Raw genomic sequence first — 20,168 nt, 5'->3', positions numbered from 1 at the left:
ATGCAAAACTTACAGCAGATCGATGTATTGATCGAACATGGCTGCATCATCACCATGGATGCGCAGCGCCGCGTGCTCGACGATGGCGCGCTGGCCGTCCACGGCCAGCGGATCGTCGCCGTCGGCGCCACGGACGCATTGCGGCAGCGCTACCAGGCCGCGCGCGTGCTCGATGCGCGCCGCAAGGCGGTATTGCCGGGCTTGATCGATGCGCATGCGCACGCCGGCCACGCGATGCTCAAGACCATGGGCGGCGGCAACGGCGAGGCCTGGATGCATGCCTGCAAAACCATTTACACCAGCGCCTCCGACGAAAATTTTTGGGAAGTCGAATCGCATCTGGCCGCGCTGGAGCGCTTGAAAGCCGGCGTGACCACGGGCGTGTCGCTGCTGGGCGGGGGCGACTCCATCATGCGCGTGGACGACCCCGTGTATGCGCAGCGCCACTGCGCGGCGGTGGCCAAAACCGGCACCCGCTCCGTGGTGGCCGTCGGCCCGTCGCGCCCGCCGGCGCCGCGCAACTACACCACTTATGCAGCCCATGGCGCGACCGTGCGGGCGGTCGATTTCGACACCATGTATGCGGTCTGCCAAGCCATCATCGACGCATGCCACGACAGCGCAGACCAGCGCATCAAGATCGCGCTGACATTGCCGGTGTATGGCCCGGCCTTCGACCCTGAACTCGCCGCCTTCGAAGCCATCTATCGCAGCCAGGCCGGGCAATACATGGCGCTGGCGCGTGCACGCGGGCTGACCTTCACGCAGGACGGCCATCGCGCCGGCACCCTCGCATTTGCCCACCGGGAACTGGGTTTGCTGGGTCGCGCATCGTTCATGTCGCATGCCATCGACCTGACCGGGGAAGACATTGCCCTGTGCCGCGAAACCGGCACTTCCATCGTGCACAACCCCAGCGCCATCATGTCGATTCGCGGGCGCTGCCCGGTGCCGGAACTGATCGACGCCGGCGTCAACGTGGCCATCGGCTCCGACGGCGCAGCGCCCGATCGCGGCTATGACATGTTCCGCCACATGTCGCAGTGCATGCACTACCACCGGCGCCACTTCCGCGATGCCGGCGTATTGCCGCATGGCAAAGTGCTGGAAATGGTGACCATCGATGCGGCCCGGGCGCTATCGATGGAGCAGGACATCGGCTCGCTCGAAGCCGGCAAGAAAGCCGACATCATTCTGGTCGATCTGTTCAAGCCGCACCTGATGCCGCTGAACATGCCGGTCTACCGCATCACCTGCTTTGCCAATGCCGGCGACGTCTGCACCACCATCGTCGATGGCAACATCCTGATGGAAGATTACCGCGTGCTGTCCGTCGATGAAACCGAAGTGCTGGAGCGCGTCACGATCGAGGCCGAACGCATGCTGGAGCGCAGCGGCCTGCGCCATCTGCTCGACGCGCCGCCCCGGCTCTGGGGGGCGAGCCATTATTGATAAGGCTGAAGGCTGAAGTCGAAAGGATGAAGGCCGAACCCCGCACCCACCGTTGCAGGGCAATTTTCATCCTTCATCCTCCATCTTTCAGCCTTCCTCCTTCAGCCCTCATCCTGACTATTTTTACAGGAGCATTTCCATGACAGGCGATCAAGTCATACGCAATGTGCGTCCGCTGGGCGCGGCTGCCGTCGATATCGTGCTGCATCGGGCAACGATAGGCGCCATCGTGCCCGCCGGCAGTGCCGCAGCGGATATCCCCTGCCTGCTGGATGGCGGCGCTCGGTTGCTATTGCCCGGATTGGTGGAAAGCCATGTCCATTTCGACAAAACGCTGTGGGGCATGGCTTGGCATTCCAACACCTCGGGGCCAGGCTTGAGCGACAAGGTTGCCAATGAGCGGCGCGTGCTCAGGGCCATCGACGTGCCGCTGGCAGAGCGCGCCGGCCCCTTGATCGAGCATTGCATTGCGCGTGGCTCGCTGTATTTTCGCTGTCACATCGATATCGACCCGGAGTTGAAGCTGGAGCGTGTCCACGCGATGCTGGCGCTGCGCGAACGCTACCGCGATGTCATCGACATGCAGTTTGTCGCCTTTCCCCAAGCCGGCATGCTGATTCAGCCGGGCACCCTGGAGTTGATGCGCGCAGCGCTGGAACTGGGCGTGGAGCATGTCGGCGGGCTGGACCCGGCGGGCATGGACGGCGACCCCATCCGGCATCTCGAAGGCATATTTGCATTGGCAACGCGCTACGACCGAGGCATCGACATCCATCTGCACGACCGTGGCAGCCTGGGGCTGTGGCAGGTGGAACGCATCGCCGACTTCACCAAAGCCTGCGGCCGGTCTGGCCGCGTCATGATCAGCCACGCCTTCTGCCTTGGCATGCTGCCCACCGAGCAATTGCTGCCGCTGGCCGACCGGCTGGCCGAGTTGGGCATCTCGATCATGACCTCCGGCAACGCAGGCATCGACGTGCCGCCGGTTGCCTTGCTGCGCAGCCGTGGCGTCAATGTCTGCTCCGGCTCGGATGGCATACGCGACCCCTGGAGCCCCATGGGCAACGGCGACATGCTGGAGCGGGCGATGCTGATTGCGCTGCGCTATCGCTGGAACAAAGATCAGGAACTGGCCATGGCCTTCGACATCGTGAGCGCCGGCGGTGCCCGGGCGCTGGGAATCGCCAACTACGGCCTGGACGTTGGATGCCCCGCCAATTTCGTGCTGGTGCCGGCAGAAAATCCAAGCGAAGCACTGATCAATCGTCCCGCCATGCGCACCGTCATCAGCCGTGGGCGGATAGTGGCGCGCGCCGGCCAATTTGCAGGACAGCAATGAAAGGCGGGCAAACATGCGCACCTGTCTCAAGGCTTCTTATGTCATTGGCTTCAACGGCGCTGGCCATGAGCTATGGCAAAACGGCGAAGTGGTCTTTTCCGGCGACCGGATCGAGTTTGTCGGTCGCAACTTTCCTGGTACCGTCGACCGCACCGTCGATTATGGACATGCGCTCATCTGCCCCGGACTCATCGATCTGGATGCGCTGGGCGACCTCGATTCCACGGTACTGACCCTGGACAACGGCAACCGGCTCGAAATGGGTCGGATGTGGTCGGAAGAATATCTGGAGCGCGGCCCGTGGGAAACCTACACCGAAGAAGAAGAACGCTTCAAATATCGCTACGCATTCACGCAATTGATCCGCAACGGCATCACCACCGCGCTGCCGATCACCTCGATGTACTACCGCCAGTGGGCCGAGCATTATCAGGAATTTGCCAACGTTGCCGAGATTGCCATCGAACTCGGCATTCGGGCCTATATCGGCCCGGCCTACATGAGCGGCATCAGCTACGTGCGCCGGGACCGCAGCCTGGGCCAGTTTTGGGACGAAGCACGCGGACTGGCCGGATTGGATGAAGCGCTGCGCTTTTGCCGCGATTTCGACGGCAGCGGCAACGGCCTCATTCGCGGCCTGCTGGCGCCAGACCGGATAGAAACCTGCACGCCAGCCCTGCTGGAGCGCACCGCCGCCGCCAGCGCCGAATTGAACGCACCGGTGCGCCTGCACTGCTGCCAATCGGTGTATGAATTTGAAATGGTCAAGCGCCTGCGCAACACCACCCCGCTAGGCTGGCTGGAACGCACCGGCCTGCTGAACGCGCGCGCCATCCTTCCGCACGGCATTTATTTCAGCGGCCACCCGCAGGTGTCCGACCCATCCGCCGACGATTGGCAGCGCCTGACAGCCTCGGAAGTCAGCCTGGTGCACTGCCCGGCGGTATTTGCGCGCAGCGGCGGAGCGCTCAACTCCTTTGGCCGCTACCGGGCCGCCGGCATCAACCTCGGGCTGGGCACCGACACCTGGCCGCCAGACCTGCTGCACAACATGCAAATCGGCCTGTATATCGCCCGCGTGCTGGAAGGCGACAGCACACAGACCAGCACCGCCGACATGTTCAACGCCGCCACCCTTGGCGGCGCCAAGGCGCTGGGGCGAGACGACCTGGGGCGGCTCAGCGCCGGCGCCCTGGCCGATATCGTCGTGTTCGATCTGAAGGGCGCGCACCTGGGGCCATTCTTCGAGCCGCTGAAAAACCTGATCCTGGCCGGACGAGGCAGCGACTGCCGCGCCAGCTATATCGGCGGGCGTTGCGTGATGGAAGATTTTCAGGTCGGCGCCACGGATTCAGCCGCTTTGCAAGCGCAGGCGGACAGGCAATTCGCTAAACTGATGGCCAGCCACCCATCACGCGCCTTCGGCCAGCCGCCGCTGGAGCGTATTTTTCATCCGGTGTTTCCGTGGGCTGAGGCTGCTGCGGGCGGCTGTTGATCTTTGCATAAATCATGGCGATGCCGGAATCTGCGTTATCTGCGCAATCTGCGGCTGGAACAAAGTCATCCGCAGATTGCGCAGACTCATCGCAGATGATGGGGTCTTGCACAAATCACGATCATCGCAGGATTTCTCATGGGAGAAATCACAACCACCTGACCACCTGTCGTGATTCAAGATGGACATGCCGTGAAGCCGTGCGGATGTTGACGATGAGCGACCCGATCGTTTGGGTTTTTGCATGCAAGGGCGTCAAATAAACCTGCGTCTGGCCGCGTGACTGGCCGCCTTGCCCACTGTCGCCAACGAGAGTGGCCGACCCGTCACCGCTTCGAGCCGTGCTCCGGGATGGGCGGCGCGGCAATATCGATACCAGTTTTTTACCCGGGTTTCCAGGTTTTCGGGCAGTGACAGAGGAATAGACATAAATGCCTCCGCTGGATGCGCAATGATCGCACAAGGAGATTCAGAACAACAACCGCGGCAATGTCTCTTGCCAACGACGCTGGCGGACTTCGCTGCCATTCTCGCGTGCCGTCAAGGTCCCGTCCAGGTGGAAGTGCGTTGCGTCGGCGCGCATGTGAAGCGCCGTTTCGATGTCGATTTCCCAACCAGGCCGACCCATCCTGTAGCTCTGGGTGATCGTGTAGCGCGCCGACAAGGGATCCTTGCCGCGCACTGTCAGTTGGCGGCGCAAATTGTGTTCGACGCTGGTGTCGATTTCCGTCAGTCGCAGCACGCCTTCGCCGAATAGTCCGCCAAGACTCTCGGTCACATAAGTCCATTCGTCACGCGCCAGATCGTATGTCGCGCTGCGCTCGATGCTGCTGTTGCGCAAGACTTCGACGGGGGTGGCCGGGCCGCGTTCGGGGGCGGCGAAGGGCGCCACCGCGATCTCGTGCCCGACCTTGCGAACAGGCAGATGCAGCGCGCTGGCCCCCGACTGCACGGTCAGCGTCGCGTGTTCGGGCGCTGGCCACACCAAGGGCCAATAGGTGGTGGCGAGCGCTACCCGGATGCGGCTGCCCGGCGCGCATTCATGTGCGCAGGCGTCCAGTGCAATGCGCACCGTGTAGCGGCGCTGCGGCTCGAGCGGCGTTGGCGTGGCGGCGCCATCGCGCTGTGTCAGGTTGAACACCGCATAGCTGCAACGGGTGACGGCACCGTCTGGCAGCACTTCCGATAGCCGCGCGCACAGATGGGCGACCGGCTTGTCGCTTTCCAGTTCCAGCTCCAACTCCGGCATGCCGAGTATGACCAGCGGCGCGCTCAGCGGCGCACTGTCGAACACGGTGGCCCAGCCGTCATCCAGCCGTTGATCGGCAGGGGATTCGCCCGGCACGCCGGTGCCCATCCACTCGCCTGCGGCGATGCCGTGTCCCTGCGGTGTGCAGACCGTGATGCTGGCAGTTTGCGGGCGCGCAGCGACCAGTGTTCCCTGGCCCAGATACCAGGTCTGCATCTGCACGTTCCGGCTGGGCCAGGCGGCTTCGGCAATCCAGCGTCCGGGGCTGTGCAGGTGTGTGGTGGCGGGCGAGCGCGAAGTCTCCAGCCAGATCCGCAAGGCGGCGGGCGAGACAGTGGGCGCAGCGGCGGGCGCGGCGTCAGGCTTGAGCCAGCGGTCCCACCATTGCAGCGCCTCTTGCAGAAAGCCGATGGCCGGACCGGGCACGGCATCTTGCGGGTAGATATGCGCCCAGGGTCCGATCAAGCCTTGGGTTGGCACCTTGAGATGGGCCAGCAGGCGGAATACGGCGTTCGTGTAGCTATCCGCCCAACCTCCCACGGCAAACACCGGGCACTCGATGGCCGACCAGTCCTCGCACACGGAGCCGTGCTGCCAATACGCGTCGCGCCACGGGTGCGCCATCCATAACGCGGGAAACAGCGGCATCTGGTCGAGCCGTTGCAGCCAGGCTTGCCGCCAGCCATCGCCGACCAGGGCCGGGTCAGGCGGCCGCCCCTGATAGGCGAGCATGATGCTGCCCCACCAGAGATTGTCGTTGAGCAGGCAGCCGCCCTTGAAGTGGATGTCGTCGGCGTAGCGATCGTCCGTGGAGCAGACGGTAATGATGGCCTTGAGCGCTGCCGGGCGGCGCGCAGCGACCTGTAGCGCATTGAAGCCGCCCCACGACTTGCCCATCATGCCGAGCGCGCCGTTGCACCAGGGCTGGCGCGCAATCCAGGCGATCACTTCGAGCGCGTCGTCTTGTTCGAGCGCCAGGTATTCGTCCGCCATCGAACCATCCGAATCGCCTGAGCCGCGCATGTCGACGCGCACGGCGGCGTAGCCATGCGCGGCGAAGTAACCGTGCATGGGTTCATCGCGCATGCGCGTGCCGTCGCGTTTGCGATAGGGAATGTATTCGAGAATCGCGGGCGCCGGCCGCGCGTGCGCATCGGCGGGCAGCCAGATGCGGGCGGCGAGCCTGGTGCCGTCCTGCAAGTCTATCCAGACGTTCTCGATCACGTGCTTGTCTTGCATGGCGCCTGTCTCTTGTCGTAGCGTGGTGTCATGGTCGTTGGCGCGCCAGTGCATGGTCCAGCCAGCCCATGCGCATCTCTGGCACCGAGGACAAAAGCCGCTCGGTGTAGGGGTGCATTGGCGCGCTGAAAATGGTGTCGGTCTGACCGCAGGCGATGATTTCGCCGCTCAGCATCACCGCCACGCGCTGCGCGATGCGGCGCACGGTGCCAAGGTCGTGTGTGATGAACAGGTATGACAGGCCGATGCGTTCTTGCAGCGACTCCAGCAGTTGCAGTATGCCTTCGGCGACCAGCGGGTCGAGTGCGGACGTGACTTCATCGCAAATGATCAGGTCGGGCTTGGCTGCTAACGCCCTTGCGATACAGACACGCTGCTTCTGCCCGCCCGACAATTGCCCGGGTCGGCGGTCGATGCAGGATTCCGGCAGGGCCACCAATTGCAGCAGCTCGCGCACCCGCGAGCGCGCAGCCTTTGCATCGAGGCCAAAATAAAAGGACGCCGGTCGGCCTATGATTTCATGGATGCTTTGCTGCGGGTTGAGCGCGACATCCGGCAACTGATACACCAACTGTATGCGCCGCTTGTGCTCGCGTGTGCGCGCGCCAAGCTGCGCCGGCAACGGCTCGGCATCGAAGCGCAAGCGGCCGCTCTGCTGCGCGATCAAGCCGACGATGGCGCGTGCCACGGTGCTCTTGCCGCTGCCCGATTCTCCGACCAGCGCCAGGGTTTCGCCGCGCCCAAGCGTGAAGTTGATCTCGCGCAAAATGGTGTTGCCGTGGTAGCCGGCGGTGAGGTTTTCGACGGTCAGCAGAGGCGCAGTGCCGGCCTGCGCCTGCGGGGCAGTGGTGGCGGCGCGCTCGGCCACCAGTTGCTGCGTATAAGCCTCGCGTGGCGCATGCAGCACCGCCTCCGTGCGGCCCTCCTCTACCTGCTTGCCGTGACGCAGCACCAGCACCCGGTCGGCAATCTGCGCAACCAGCGCCAGATCGTGCGAAATGTAGAGCGCGGCAGTGCCAAACTCGCGCACCACCTTGCGCAAGATCACCAGCACTTCGATTTGCGTGGTCACGTCGAGGGCGCTGGTCGGCTCGTCGAGCACCAGCACATCCGGCTTGCACGACATTGCCATGGCGACCATCGCACGTTGCAACTGCCCCCCGGACACTTGATGCGCATAGCGCTGGCCAAAGTGGTCAGGGTCCGGCAGATCGAGCGCCAGGTACAGCTCGCGTGCCCATGCGAGCGCTGCCGCGCGCGTCATCGAGCCGTGGCGCAGCGGCCCTTCCACCACTTGCGCACCGATCGTCAATGCGGGGTTGAACGCTGCTGCCGCACTCTGCGCCACGTAAGCGATGCGGCTGCCGCGCAAGGCGCGACGTTGCGCAGAACTGGCCGCCATGATGTTTTCGCCCGCCAGCCAGACTTCGCCATCCACGATGCGGCACTGGCCGCGCGCATAACCCAGCGCGGCCAGGCCGATGGTTGACTTGCCCGCGCCGGATTCGCCGATCAAGCCCAGCACCTCACCCACTGCCAGCGTCAGACTGACGCCATCGACCAACACCTGGCCCGTGGGCGCCTGCACCCGCAAATTGCGCATGTCGAGTATGTTGCTCATGCCATCGACCCCGCCTGCCCCTGTGCCCGCACGGACAGCAGCCAATCCACCACGAGGTTGATGCCTATCGTCAACAGCGCAATTGCCAGCGCCGGAAAGAGTGGCGCGATACCGCCGAAATTGATCGCCTGCGCGTTGTCACGCACCATGCCGCCCCAGTCTGCATACGGCGGCTGAATGCCCAGGCCGAGAAAACTCAGGCCGGCGACGAACAGGATGGTGAAGCCAAAGCGCATGCCGAATTCCGCCAGCAAGGCCGGCACCGCGTTGGGCAAAATCTCGCGCCGGATAATCCAGCCCAACCCTTCGCCACGCAGCCGCGCCGCTTCCACATACTCTTGCACCATGATGCCTTGCGCCACCAGCCGCGCCAGCCGGAACACCCGCGTGGCGTCCAGCACGGCGATGGTGCAGATCAACACCGGCACCGAGGTGCCAAGCACCGAGAGAATCATCAGCGCGAAGATCAGCACCGGAATCGCCATCAACGTATCGACCAGACGCGAGAGCAGCAGATCGACGTAGCGTCCGAGCACCACGGCGGCAAAGCCGCTGACGATGCCCAGGGAAAAGGAGAGCAAACTGACTGCAAGCGCGATGCCAAGCGTAGTGCGCCCGCCGTATAACAGCCGCGAAAGCATGTCGCGCCCGATGCTGTCGGTGCCAAGCAGATGCTCCGCGCCCGGCAGCAGCCAGATATCGCCAACGGTTTCGGTCTCGCCATGCGGTGCCACCAGCGGCGCCAGCAAGACCAGGCCCGCCAGCGCCACGACGATCAGGCCGCCGCCGACAGCGCTGGCGGCCACGGTTTTGCCAAATATTTTCATATGGAACTCATCTCGCCTGCCGCAAACGCGGATTGACCCAGACCGCCAGCACATCGGCAAGCGTGTTCAAACCGATGTAGGCAGCAGCGAACAACAAGCCGCATGCCTGCACCACCGGCAAATCGCGTTTCGATACCGCATCGACCATCAACTGCCCCACGCCGGGATAGACAAACACCACCTCGACCATGATGACGCCAACGACCAGGTAAGCCAGGTTGAACGACACGGCATTGATAATGGGCGCAAGCGCATTGGGCAAGGCATGTTGCACCACGATGCGCCACTTGGGGAGCCCCTTGAGAATGGCCATCTCGATATAGGCGCTGCCCATCACCGCGATGACCGATGCGCGCGTCATGCGCAACATGTGCGCAGTGACGACGAACAGCAAGGTGAGCATGGGCAGCGTTGTCGCGTACAGCCGTTCACTCCAGGACATGCTGTCCGAGACCACCGCCAGACTGGGCAGCAGCGCCCACTTCACCGCCAGCAGGATGATCAGGACATAACCGACGAAAAACTCCGGCATCGAGATACTGGCAAGCGATAGCACACTGGCGGCCCGATCAAACAGGCTGTTTTGCCAAATCGCCGACGCAATGCCCAGCAGTATCGACAGCGGTATCACCACCAGCGCCGCATAGCTGGCCAGAAACAGCGTGTTGTAAAGGCGCGGCATCAGGTCTGCGGCAATCGAGCGGCCATTGGTGAGCGAAGTGCCCAAATCGCCTTGCAGGAAATGCAGCAACCACATCAGGTAACGTTGCAGCGCTGGCTGATCGAGGCCGAGCGAAGCGCGCAACGCCGCCACCGTTTCAGGCGTGGCGGACTGGCCGAGAATGGCCGAGGCAACATCGCCGGGCAGCATCTCGGTGCCGACGAAAATCAGCACCGACACCAGCCACAAGGTCAGCAAGCCCAGCAGCACCCTCTGCATCAACAGCCTGCGCATCAGCCTTCCAGCCAGACACGCTCAGCGAGTCGACCGCCCATGAAATTGAACAGCGGATGCGGTATCGCACCCTTGAGCCGGTTCGATGTGGCATCGATGTAATCGGCAAACAGCGGAATCATGGTGCCGCCCTCGTCGCTCACCATCCGTTGCATCTCGCCATACAACTCGCGCCGCTTGTTGTCATCGAGCATCGCCCGCGCCTGTAGCAGCAGGGTGTCGAACTGCGGATTTTTCCAGTACGCATCATTCCACTTGGCGTCGGATTTGTAGGCGGTGGAAAACATCTGGTCTGCAGTCGGGCGTCCACCCCAATAGCCCATGCAAAATGGCGCTTTCATCCATACCTTGTCCCAATAGCTATCCGCAGACTGGCGCTGGATGGACAACGTGATGCCGCCGGCCGCAGCCTGTTCCCGCAGCAAGGCCGCCGAGTCGAGCGCCCCGGCAAAAGCCGAGCCGGAACTCGATAGCTCGACATCGAGCGTGCTCAAGCCAGCCTTCTTCAGATAGAACTTCGACTTGTCCGGATCGTATGCGCGCTGCGGCAGATCGGCGGCGAAGAAACGGTCGGTGCGCGGAATCGGATGGTCATTGCCGAGCGAGCCGTAACCTCGCAGGATGGTGCTCAACTGTTTCTGACGGTCGATGCCATACTTGATTGCCAAGCGCACATTGTTGTCGGTGAACGGGGCGGTCGTGCAATTCATCAGAAACGTGAAATGCTGGCCGCCCGCCGAGCGCACGATGCTCAGGGCCGGGTTGCGCTTGAGCAGATCGACGGTCTTGAAATCGATGCGGTTGATCGCATGCACCTGACCCGATATCAGGGCATTGGTGCGGGCCGCGACATCATTGATGACAAGCAACTCGACCGCATCCACCCACGCGGCATTCGGCCGCCAGTAATCCGGATTGCGCTTGAACAGCGAGCGCACGCCCGGCGTGTACTCGCCGAAGACGAAAGGCCCGGTGCCAATCGGCTTGGCCCAATCCTGAAAACCATGGGGCACCACCAGCAAATGATAGTCAGACAGCAGATAGGGCAAGTCGGCATTGCCGCTCTTGAGCGTGATCGTGACCTGCATCGCCCCGCTCTTGCGCACATCGGTCACATCGGCCAGATTCGATTTGACCGCCGAGCGCGTCGCGGGGCCGCGATGCAGGTTCAGCGAATAGACCACATCATCCGCGTCCAGCGTCTTGCCGTTGTGGAAGGTGACGCCGCTGCGCACATTCAGCAGCCACTCCGCCGCGCCGGGCTTGGCTTCCCAACTCTCCAGCAGTTCCGGCACCGCTTCCATCTTTTCGTTGATCTCGACCAAGCCATTCATCAGCATGTAGGCCTGATTCAAGGACACCCAGTCCACCAGCAGCGCCGGGTCAAGTGAGTCCGTGGTGCTGCCACCGCCCATGCCCAGTTTGAGCGTACCGCCGCGGCGTGGCGCTGCGGCGCTGGCGCGCCCCCCAAGGCCGATGCCGATACCGAGCGCTGCCGCACCATGGATGAACTGGCGCCGGGTTGATGCTGCCTCCGGCAGCTTCGAATGTTCCGTTTTCATGATTGCTCCCTTTTCATAACGGTGATCGTAACGTGATCGTAACGTGATGATAGCAGTGCATGTGTGTAATCCCGGACGATTGCATAGACACCAAACGCTATCCGCTGTTCATGGCCAGAGCAGTCCTGCAGGAGCTGATAGAGTCCCTGCAATCCACCCCGGGGAGTGTCAAACCATGTCGATGGCCCTGCACAAGAACGCCCGCACCACGCCGGCCATGCGTGCCGAGATAGCCGCCAGTAGCCAGACCGCCAGTGTCTTGGCCCAGCGCTATGGCATCACCGCACAGGTTCAACAGCCGCGAGGACATGGAGCAGACCTTGCTGCGCTATGTGGCCTTGTACAACCACCAACTGCCGCAGTCAGCGCTGGGCAGCAAGACGCCTATGCAGGCCATGAAAGAGTGGCATCAACAGCACCCGCATCTATTCCACAAGAGGCCATATGATCATCCGGGATGCGACACCCAAGCTACCTGGCCAGCATCCTTCTTCTGCAGGAAATTTGATGCTCCGGCCCTGTCCAGGGGGCACTGTACTGCTGGATGCGGATTCATGGCACGCACAGGGCCGTGAGCGCGCGCATGTCGGCCAGCGTTGCCAAAGCGCGGCATTCCTGTCCGATGCGCGTGCCCTTGGCGCGGCCCAGCACGGGTTCGACCAGGGACATGAACTTGTCGTCGAGTTGCGCGTCATCGAGCGGGCGCTGCAAGGAGCCGATCGCGTGCCCGATGCGCACATGCAGGCTGCGGCCGTCGCGCAGCACTGCGGTCACGTCGGCCGCAGCTTCGTCAATGCTGTCGTCCACCGTCGCGTGCACTTTGCCGCGCAGTGCCATCACGTCGGCGCGGTTGACGATTTCGTCGCGAAACTCGGCCTCGCCTGCACGCCCGAAGATCAGCCCGACCGCGCAGCCGTGGTAGACGCTGAACTTGGCCTCCAGGCCATCGCGCGGCGTTTTCTTGCCGGTGAGTTCGAGCACCAGCGGGTGCACGCGCAGCTCGATGCGCTCGACCTGTTGCGGCTGCACACCCTGTGCGCGCAACTGCACGCAGGCGTCGATGCCCGGATGGATGACGATGCCGCAGGCAAAGGGCTTGTAGGTGTTGAAGGAAATTTCGAAACGTTCGCCGAGCGCGTCGCTGACCTCGTGCCAAGCGCGCTTGTTCGACACCACCTGCACGAAGCCGCGCGGTGCTTCCAGGGCCCGTGCGCTCGCGGTAAAGCCCTTGCTGGCCAGCAGCGCCGACAGCATCCCCGCGCGGGCCGCCGCGCCGGGATGAAAGGGCTTGGTCATCGTGCCGAACTGCTCGCGCAGCCCGATCGGCTGCGATGCCGCGATGCCCAGCGCCATGCCCGTCTGCTGCGTGTCCAGCCCCAGCAGGCGCGCGCAACCGGCGGCAGCGCCGAGCATGCCGGTCGAGCCGGTGATGTGCCAGCCACGGTCGTAGTGTTCCGGGTACATCGCGTTGCCGATGCGGCAGGCCACGTCGATGCCGATGACGAGCGCATCGAGCAGTGCGCGGCCCGAGGCGCCGCGCTGCTCGGCCAATGCCAGGATGGCCGACGCGACCGGAGCGGCCGGATGGATGATGGTCTTCAGGTGGGTGTCGTCGAAGTCGAAGGTGTGCGACGTGATGCCGTTGAGCAGCGCGGCGCTGGCCATGTCCAGCCGCTCGGAGCGCCCGAGCACGGCGGCCTGCGGTGCCGGCTCGAGCATCTGCAGGGCCGCCAGCGCAGCGTCGGCGGCCGGGTGGCGCGCGGCGCCGATGGCGCAGCCGAGCCAGTTGTAGAAGGTGCGCACGGCTTCGCGTTCCACCGCGTCGTTCCAGCCACGGCCCGGATGGGTGCTGACGAAGCGCGCCAGGATGGCGGTGATGGCCGGAGGGTCGGTGTCGGCGGCGACATGGGTGTTGCGTGTCAAGATGGGTCTCAGGCGTGGTGGATGGAAATTCGCAGCGCTGCGGCTACATGTCGAAACGAATATTGCGCGCTTTCGCGAGCGCGCTCCAGCGCTGCACTTCGGCGGCGATGTACTGGCCGAATGCAGTGGCTGTCATGGGCATCGGCTCGACGGCCTCGAGCGCTAGTGTCGCGTCACCGGTCATCTGTCGGTCTGCGCTGGCCATCGGAGCGCATCGCGGCGTTGCATCGCTTGCCCATACGCTCGGTATGGGCTGCGCGATGCGCCTTGCGCTGCGCTCCGATGGCTGCGCGCAGCCTACGACATCTGATCGGTGACACGACACTAGTTTCTCGCGCAGCGCCGGGTCGTTCAGCGCCGCCACCTGGGTCTGGTTCAGACGCGCGACGATGTCGGCTGGCATCTGCGCCGGGCCGAGCGCGCCGTACCACTGCGCCGCCACGAACCCCTTGAAGCCCGCCTCGTCGAGCGTCGGAACGCCCTTCAGCAGCGGGCTGCGCCGGTTTCCCGTGAGCGCAAGGACCTTCACGCGGTGGGCGCGCAGATAGGGCAGCGTGGCCGCCAGGCCGGGGAACATGGCCTGGATCTGTCCGCCGAGGAGGTCATTGAACGCCGGCGCGATGCCGCGATAGGGCACATGCAGCATGCTGGCACCGCTGGCCTGGATGAACAGTTCCATCGCCAGATGCGTCAGGGAGCCGCTGCCCGCCGAGCCGTAATTGATCTGCCGGGGGTGCTTCCTGGCGTACTCGACGAACTGCGCCAGCGTGTCGACGGGCAGCGAACTCGTGACGGCCAGCACGTTGGGCGTGGCGCCGATCATGCCGATCGGCGTGAAGTCCCCGATCGGGTCGTAGGCAACGGTGCGGGTTGCCGGAACGGTGCCGTGCGTTGCCACGTAGCCCTGCATCAGGGTGTAGCCATCGGGCTTGGCATGCGCTGTGCTCTGGCACGCGACGACCCCGCCGCCCCCGCTCTGGTTATCGACCACGAAGGGCTGCCCCAGCAGTTGCCCCCAGCGCTGCGAGAACACGCGCGCGATCATGTCGCTGCCGCCGCCTGCGGCAACGGGGCAGATGTAGCGGATGGGCTTGTCCGGGAAGGTGCCGGCGCGCGCGCCGAGCGCCAGCGGGGTTGTCGCAAGCAGCATTTCGCGTCGATTCATGCTCGTCCCCTGGTCTCGTATTGCGCTGCATGATGGCGCGGGGCGCGCATGTCGTGAAGGGCAACGCACTGAAATGCCGATCGGCGTATCGCGCCATTGCGTTATTGCGCTATTGCGCCACACCCGCAAGTCAGTCCCCCGCAGCCACCAGAAAGTCGCGGCTGATGCCGCTGCCAAGGTCGTTGACGCGGTCCAGAAACTGCGTGAGGAAGGCGTGCAGGCCGGTGGCCAGGATTTCGTCGAGCCGGCCATATTGCAGGTCGGCCAGCAGGCGCCCTGCCCGGCGTCGGGTTTCCGCCGATTGTTCGTTGGCCAGCACGGCCAGGTCGTCGACCACCTCGCGCAGACAGGCATGCAGCGATCGCGGCATGCCGGGGTGCAGGATCAGCAGGTCGGCCACGCGGCCGGGCGTGATCACGTCGCGGTAGACCTTGCGGTAGACCTCGAACGCCGAGACGCTGCGCAGGATGGCGCTCCAGTGGTAGAAGTCTCTTTCCTGGTTGCGCTCGCTGGTGCGGCCGAAAAAGTCGTTCTTGACCGCGTGGAACTTCACGTCGAGCAGCCGCGCCGTGTTGTCGGCCCGTTCCAGGAAGGTGCCCATGCGCAGGAAATGGAAGGCTTCGTCTTGCAGCATGGTGCCCAGAACCACGCCGCGCGACAGGTGCGAGCGGTGCTTGACCCATTCGAAGAACTGCCCCGGGTCGCGCTCGAAGGCGCCGCCTTCGAGGTGCCGGTGCAGTTCCAGCCAGGTCTGGTTCTGCGTTTCCCATACTTCGGTGGTCAGCGCTCCGCGCACGGCGCGCGCGTTCTCGCGCGCGGCGCGCAGGCACGACAGGATGGCCGAGGGGTTGCTGCCGTCGCGCACCATGAACTCCAGCACCCGCCCGGGCGTGACCTTGCCATGCCTGGCGGTATAGGCCGGAATCAGTTCGCTGATCGACAGCAGCCCCTCCCAGCCCTCCTGCGCCACATCGGCCGACTGCGGCAGCAGCGAGGTTTCGTAGCTCACGTTGAGCATGCGGGCGGTGTTCTCCGCCCGCTCGGTGTAGCGGGACATCCAGAACAGATGGTCGGCGGTGCGGCTCAGCATGGCTCAGTCCCTGCCTGTCCCAACACCCAGGTGTCTTTGGTCCCGCCGCCCTGCGATGAATTGACCACCAGCGAGCCTTCTTGCAGCGCCACCCGTGTCAGGCCGCCGGCGACCATCTGCACTTCGCGCCCGCTGAGCACGAAGGGGCGCAGGTCGATGTGGCGCGGGGCGATGCCGTTGTCGACATAGGTCGGGCAGCTCGACAGGCTGAGCGTCGGTTGCGCGATGTAACCGGCCGGGTGGGCTTGCAGTGCGCGGCGAAAGTCCTCGATCTGCGCGCGCGTGGCGGCCGGGCCGATCAACATGCCGTAGCCGCCGGCGCCGTGCACCTCCTTGAGCACCAACTCGCTCAGGTGCGCCAGCACGTATTGCAGATCGTCCGGCTTTCTGCACATCCAGGTGGGCACGTTCTTGAGGATGGGCTCCTGGCCCAGGTAGAAGCGGATCATCTCGGGCACATAGGGGTAGACCGATTTGTCGTCGGCCACGCCGGTGCCCACGGCGTTGCAGATGCCGACATGGCCGGCACGGTAGGCCCCCATCAGGCCATGGCAACCGAGTGTCGAGTCGCGGCGAAACAGTTGCGGGTCGAGGTAGTCGTCGTCGACCCGGCGGTAGATCACATCCACCCGCTGCAGGCCGCGTGTGGTGCGCATGTAGACGAAGCCGTCCTTGACCACCAGGTCTTGCCCCTCGACCAGTTCCACGCCCATTTGCTGGGCCAGGAAGGCATGCTCGAAGTACGCGCTGTTGTGCATGCCGGGCGTGAGCAGCACCACCGTCGGCTCGTCGGCCGTGGCCGGTGCGCTCGCGCGCAGCGCGTCGAGCAGCATGTCGGGGTAATGGGCCACCGGCGCCACCTTGTGCCGGCTGAACAGTTCGGGGAACAGGCGCATCATCATCTTGCGGTTTTCCAGCATGTAGCTCACGCCGCTGGGCACACGCAGGTTGTCTTCGAGCACGTAGTACTCGCCCTGCGCATCGGGCGTGCGCACGATGTCGATGCCGGCGATATGCGCGTAGATGTCCTGCGGCACATCGAGGCCCACCATTTCGGGTCGGTACTGGGCGTTGCCGACGATCAGATCGGCGGGCACGATGGCGGCGCGCAGGATGTCCTGGCCGTGGTAGACATCGTGGATGAAGCGGTTCAGCGCCGTGACCCGCTGCACCAGCCCCTGTTGCAGGCGGCTCCACTCGTGGGCCGGGATGATGCGGGGGATCAGGTCGAACGGGATCAGGCGTTCGCTGCCCGCGCCGTCCTCGTCCTTGGCGCCATAGACGGCGAAGGTGATGCCCACGCGCCGGAAGATCATCTCGGCCTCGGCCCGGCGGGCCTGCATCAGATCCGGCGGCTGCTGGTCCAACCACTGCGCATAGCGCTGGTAATGCTCCCGCACGGCACGACCAGCCAAAGGCAGCATGGCATACATCTCGTCGAACTTCTGCATGAACGGCCTCCTGCGGACAGGCCAGAGGATAGCAAGTTGCGCACCCGGCGCGGGCGCAACCACCGGGTATTGCGCCAGCCATTGACCTGCATCATCGAGCGTCCCGGCCAGCGCCGCGTGGCGGCAGGCGGTGCTGCCAGTACCGCCCGTCGGTGTCGCGCTCGCAGGCCACCCGCCCCGGCTGCGCCGACGACCAGGTGGCGGCGCCGCAGCGCGCGGACTCCAGCACCCGGATGTTGCGCTCGCGGTAGCGCTGCAAGACCTCGGGCGCCGGATGACCGAAGCGGTTGCGGTACCCGGCCTGCACCAGCGCAGTGCGTGGCCGGACGGCCTCCAGAAACGCCGGCGTCGAGGAGGTCTTGCTGCCATGGTGCGGCACCAGCAGCAGATCGGCCCGCAGCGGCGCGCCACGCGCCACCAGCGCCTGCTCCTGCGGCGCCTCGATGTCTCCGGCCAGCAGGGCCACGGGCGGATCGGGCCTCTCAGCACCGCTGGCACCGTTGGCAGTGCTGGCCGCGTTGGCCGCGATACGCAGCACGCAGCTCGAGGCATTGGACGCTGGCGTCCGGGACGTTGGCGCCCGGGGCGCCGGCCCCGTCTCTCCGGCGGCCCCGGTGCCCCCGGTCTTGCCCACCGGCCCGGCCAGCGGGTGCAGCACCTCGAAGGCCACGCCATCCCACTGCCAGCGCTGGCCCGCCAGGCAGGGCTGCACCGGGCGCAGTCCGTGCAAGGCGGCATGGCTGGCATCGATCGACCCGGTGAGCCGGGCCTGTGGCTGCTGCGCCAGCACCGCCGCTGCGCCGCCGGTGTGGTCGGCATCGGGATGGCTGAGCATCAGCAGATCCAGGCGCTCACCCCGGGCCCGCAGCAACGGCACCAGCACACGCTGGCCGGCATCGCTGTCGCGGCCAAACCGCGGCCCCGCGTCGTAGAGCAGCGTGTGGTTTGCGGTGCGCACCAGCACCGCGTTGCCTTGGCCGATGTCTGCTGCCAGCAACTCGAACTGCCCCGGCGCAGGCCGCTGCGGCTGCCACCAGAGCACGGGCACCAGGAGCGCCAGCGCCGGCAGCCGCAACTGCCAAGGCATGCGCAGCGCCAGCAGCGCGCCGCCAGCCACCGCAGCGCCGCCGGCCCACAACGGCGCAGCCGGCAAAAACAACTGCGCCCAGGGCCACTGCGCCAGCCATTGCAGCAGCGCGATCAGAGGCTGCAAGGCCAAGGCCGCCAGGCTCCACAGTGGCGCCCACAGCAGGCCGGCGAGCGCCAGCGGCGTCACCACCAGCGTGACCCACGGTATCGCCACCAGGTTGGCCGCAAAGCCCACCAGGGTGAGTTGGGCAAACAGCAGCAAAGTCAGCGGCGTGAGCGCCAGCGTCACCACCCATTGCTCGCGCAGCAAGGCATGAAACCGGCCCATGGCGCCAAGCCGATAGCTGTCATCGACCGTGGGATTGGTGGCAAACAACACCCCCACGGCGACAAAGCTCAACCAAAAACCCGCCTGCGCCAACGCCCAGGGGTCCGCCAGCACCACCGCCGCGCAGGCCAGCAGCCAGACCTGGGGCCAGGGCCAGCGCCGCCCGCTCAACTGCAAACAGGCCACGCTGCCCAACATGATCACCGTGCGCTGCGCGGGCACGCCCCAACCGCTGAAGAGCGCATAGCCGGCAGCCAGCAGCACCCCGGCCACCAGGGCCGCAGACGGCGCCGGCACAGCCAGGCACAGGCCCGTGGAGCGGCGCCACAGCGTGCGCACCGCCAGCGCAGCCAGCCACGCAAACAAGGTGATGTGCAGCCCCGAAATGCTCATCAGATGGGCCACCCCGGTGGCGCGGAACAGCTCCCAATCGGCCCGCTCGATGGCGCGCTGATCGCCCGTGACCAGCGCCGCCACGACACCGGCAATGCGCGCGCGAAACGGCTCGCTGCTGTCCTGGGCGCCGCGCCCCAAGCGCTCCACGATGGCATCGCGCACAGACTGGCGCCACCGTTCCACGGGATGGCGCCAAGTGGCGCCCAGGCGCAGCGGCGGCGCATCCTTGGGACCGGTGCGCACATAGCCGGTGGCTTGCACGCCCTGTTCCCACAGCCACAACTCGTAGTCGAAGCCATGGGGGTTGCGCATGCCGTGCGGCGCTTTCAGACGCACCGTCAGCGCCCAGCGCTCACCCGCCCGCACCACCGGAGGCCGGCCCCGCAAGCCCGGGGCCTGGCCGGCGTCTGCATTCGCGTCGCCGAAACCCGCGCCGTACCAGCCCACTTCGATGCGGGGCGGCAAACGCACGGCCTGGCCCCGCAAGAGCGCGCTGTCGACCTCCAGCCGCAGCCGGGTACCGGTCTCGCTGGCCTGTGGCATGGCCGCCACCAGCCCCGTCACGCGGATGTCCTGCCCTTCCAGCGCGGGCGCCAGGGCCTGCTCCATATAGCCCCAGGCCCGCAGACCGCAGACCGCGAACATGGCGGCGGCCGCCAGGCCCGCTGCCAGCAGGGCCGGCGCCGCAGCCCACAGCGCTGCATGGCGGCGCCTCGTTGCCGCCGCACCAGCGTACCAGCCCAAGGCCAACGCGGCGCACAGCAAGGCCCCGTACACCAGGGGCGGCCACAGCCGAGGCTGCAACAACTGCAGCGCCGCGCCCGACACCACACCCGGCAGCAGGGCAGGCAGCCGCCAGGCGGCGCGCGCTGCGGCAGGGGCGCCATCGGGGACGCGGGAACGCATGGCGGGCATGGGTCGATGCTAATGCGCCGGAAAAACGCCGGAAAAACGCCGGCTTGGGCGATTCGGCGCACCGGGCTGTGC

Annotated in this window: 13 protein-coding genes and 1 pseudogene; 4 read left to right on the top strand and 10 right to left on the bottom strand. The window is 65.5% G+C overall.

The window, feature by feature from the left end; genetic code table 11:
* The 3 genes from VEIS_RS02060 (at position 1) to VEIS_RS02050 (ending at position 4,286) form a co-directional block, all read left to right on the top strand.
* Positions 1–1,452 (top strand): amidohydrolase family protein, encoded by a 1,452-nt coding sequence (locus tag VEIS_RS02060; RefSeq protein ID WP_011808222.1) that lies wholly within the window; start codon positions 1–3, stop codon positions 1,450–1,452.
* A gap of 139 nt (positions 1,453–1,591) precedes the next feature.
* On the top strand, positions 1,592–2,791 hold the full coding sequence (locus tag VEIS_RS02055) for an amidohydrolase family protein (RefSeq protein ID WP_011808221.1): 1,200 nt from the start codon (positions 1,592–1,594) through the stop codon (positions 2,789–2,791).
* 13 nt (positions 2,792–2,804) lie between these two features.
* Positions 2,805–4,286, top strand: a complete 1,482-nt coding sequence (locus VEIS_RS02050) for an amidohydrolase family protein (protein ID WP_011808220.1) — start codon at positions 2,805–2,807, stop codon at positions 4,284–4,286.
* A 469-nt stretch (positions 4,287–4,755) separates the two neighbouring features.
* Here VEIS_RS02050 and VEIS_RS02045 read toward each other — a convergent pair whose 3' ends face one another.
* From VEIS_RS02045 to VEIS_RS02025, 5 genes are read right to left on the bottom strand one after another with little or no spacing between them, the layout of a single operon-like run.
* On the bottom strand, positions 4,756–6,828 hold the full coding sequence (locus VEIS_RS02045; protein ID WP_011808218.1) for a CocE/NonD family hydrolase: 2,073 nt from the start codon (positions 6,826–6,828) through the stop codon (positions 4,756–4,758).
* On the bottom strand, positions 6,803–8,395 hold the full coding sequence (locus VEIS_RS02040; protein ID WP_011808217.1) for an ABC transporter ATP-binding protein: 1,593 nt from the start codon (positions 8,393–8,395) through the stop codon (positions 6,803–6,805). The genes VEIS_RS02045 and VEIS_RS02040 overlap by 26 nt, the downstream gene beginning before the upstream one ends.
* Positions 8,392–9,222 (bottom strand): ABC transporter permease, encoded by an 831-nt coding sequence (locus VEIS_RS02035; protein ID WP_011808216.1) that lies wholly within the window; start codon positions 9,220–9,222, stop codon positions 8,392–8,394. Before VEIS_RS02035 ends, VEIS_RS02040 begins: the two co-directional genes overlap by 4 nt.
* A gap of 7 nt (positions 9,223–9,229) precedes the next feature.
* A complete protein-coding gene (locus tag VEIS_RS02030; protein WP_011808215.1) occupies positions 9,230–10,177 on the bottom strand; it encodes an ABC transporter permease in 948 nt (315 codons plus the stop codon).
* Complete coding sequence (locus VEIS_RS02025; RefSeq protein ID WP_011808214.1) at positions 10,177–11,739, bottom strand: ABC transporter substrate-binding protein; 1,563 nt, start codon at positions 11,737–11,739, stop codon at positions 10,177–10,179. Before VEIS_RS02025 ends, VEIS_RS02030 begins: the two co-directional genes overlap by 1 nt.
* Before the next feature lie 284 nt (positions 11,740–12,023).
* Here VEIS_RS02025 and VEIS_RS28055 point away from each other — a divergent pair.
* A pseudogene (locus VEIS_RS28055) lies at positions 12,024–12,206 on the top strand (IS481 family transposase); the annotation flags it as partial.
* A gap of 85 nt (positions 12,207–12,291) precedes the next feature.
* On the opposite strand, the gene VEIS_RS02020 reads toward VEIS_RS28055, so the two are convergent.
* The 5 genes from VEIS_RS02020 to VEIS_RS02000 form a co-directional block, all read right to left on the bottom strand.
* Positions 12,292–13,662: an MmgE/PrpD family protein gene (locus tag VEIS_RS02020; RefSeq protein ID WP_011808212.1), complete on the bottom strand. Its 1,371-nt coding sequence runs from the start codon at positions 13,660–13,662 to the stop codon at positions 12,292–12,294.
* A 43-nt stretch (positions 13,663–13,705) separates the two neighbouring features.
* On the bottom strand, positions 13,706–14,827 hold the full coding sequence (locus VEIS_RS02015) for a Bug family tripartite tricarboxylate transporter substrate binding protein (protein ID WP_011808211.1): 1,122 nt from the start codon (positions 14,825–14,827) through the stop codon (positions 13,706–13,708).
* A 130-nt stretch (positions 14,828–14,957) separates the two neighbouring features.
* On the bottom strand, positions 14,958–15,917 hold the full coding sequence (locus VEIS_RS02010; RefSeq protein ID WP_011808210.1) for an alpha-E domain-containing protein: 960 nt from the start codon (positions 15,915–15,917) through the stop codon (positions 14,958–14,960).
* Positions 15,911–17,368, bottom strand: a complete 1,458-nt coding sequence (locus tag VEIS_RS02005) for a circularly permuted type 2 ATP-grasp protein (protein WP_011808209.1) — start codon at positions 17,366–17,368, stop codon at positions 15,911–15,913. The genes VEIS_RS02010 and VEIS_RS02005 overlap by 7 nt, the downstream gene beginning before the upstream one ends.
* A 91-nt stretch (positions 17,369–17,459) precedes the next feature.
* Positions 17,460–20,096, bottom strand: a complete 2,637-nt coding sequence (locus VEIS_RS02000; RefSeq protein WP_011808208.1) for a DNA internalization-related competence protein ComEC/Rec2 — start codon at positions 20,094–20,096, stop codon at positions 17,460–17,462.
* Positions 20,097–20,168 lie beyond the last annotated feature (72 nt).

The sequence above is a fragment of the Verminephrobacter eiseniae EF01-2 genome, assembly GCF_000015565.1.
Taxonomy (GTDB): domain Bacteria; phylum Pseudomonadota; class Gammaproteobacteria; order Burkholderiales; family Burkholderiaceae_C; genus Acidovorax; species Acidovorax eiseniae.
This window is presented reverse-complemented; position numbering and strand designations above follow the sequence as displayed.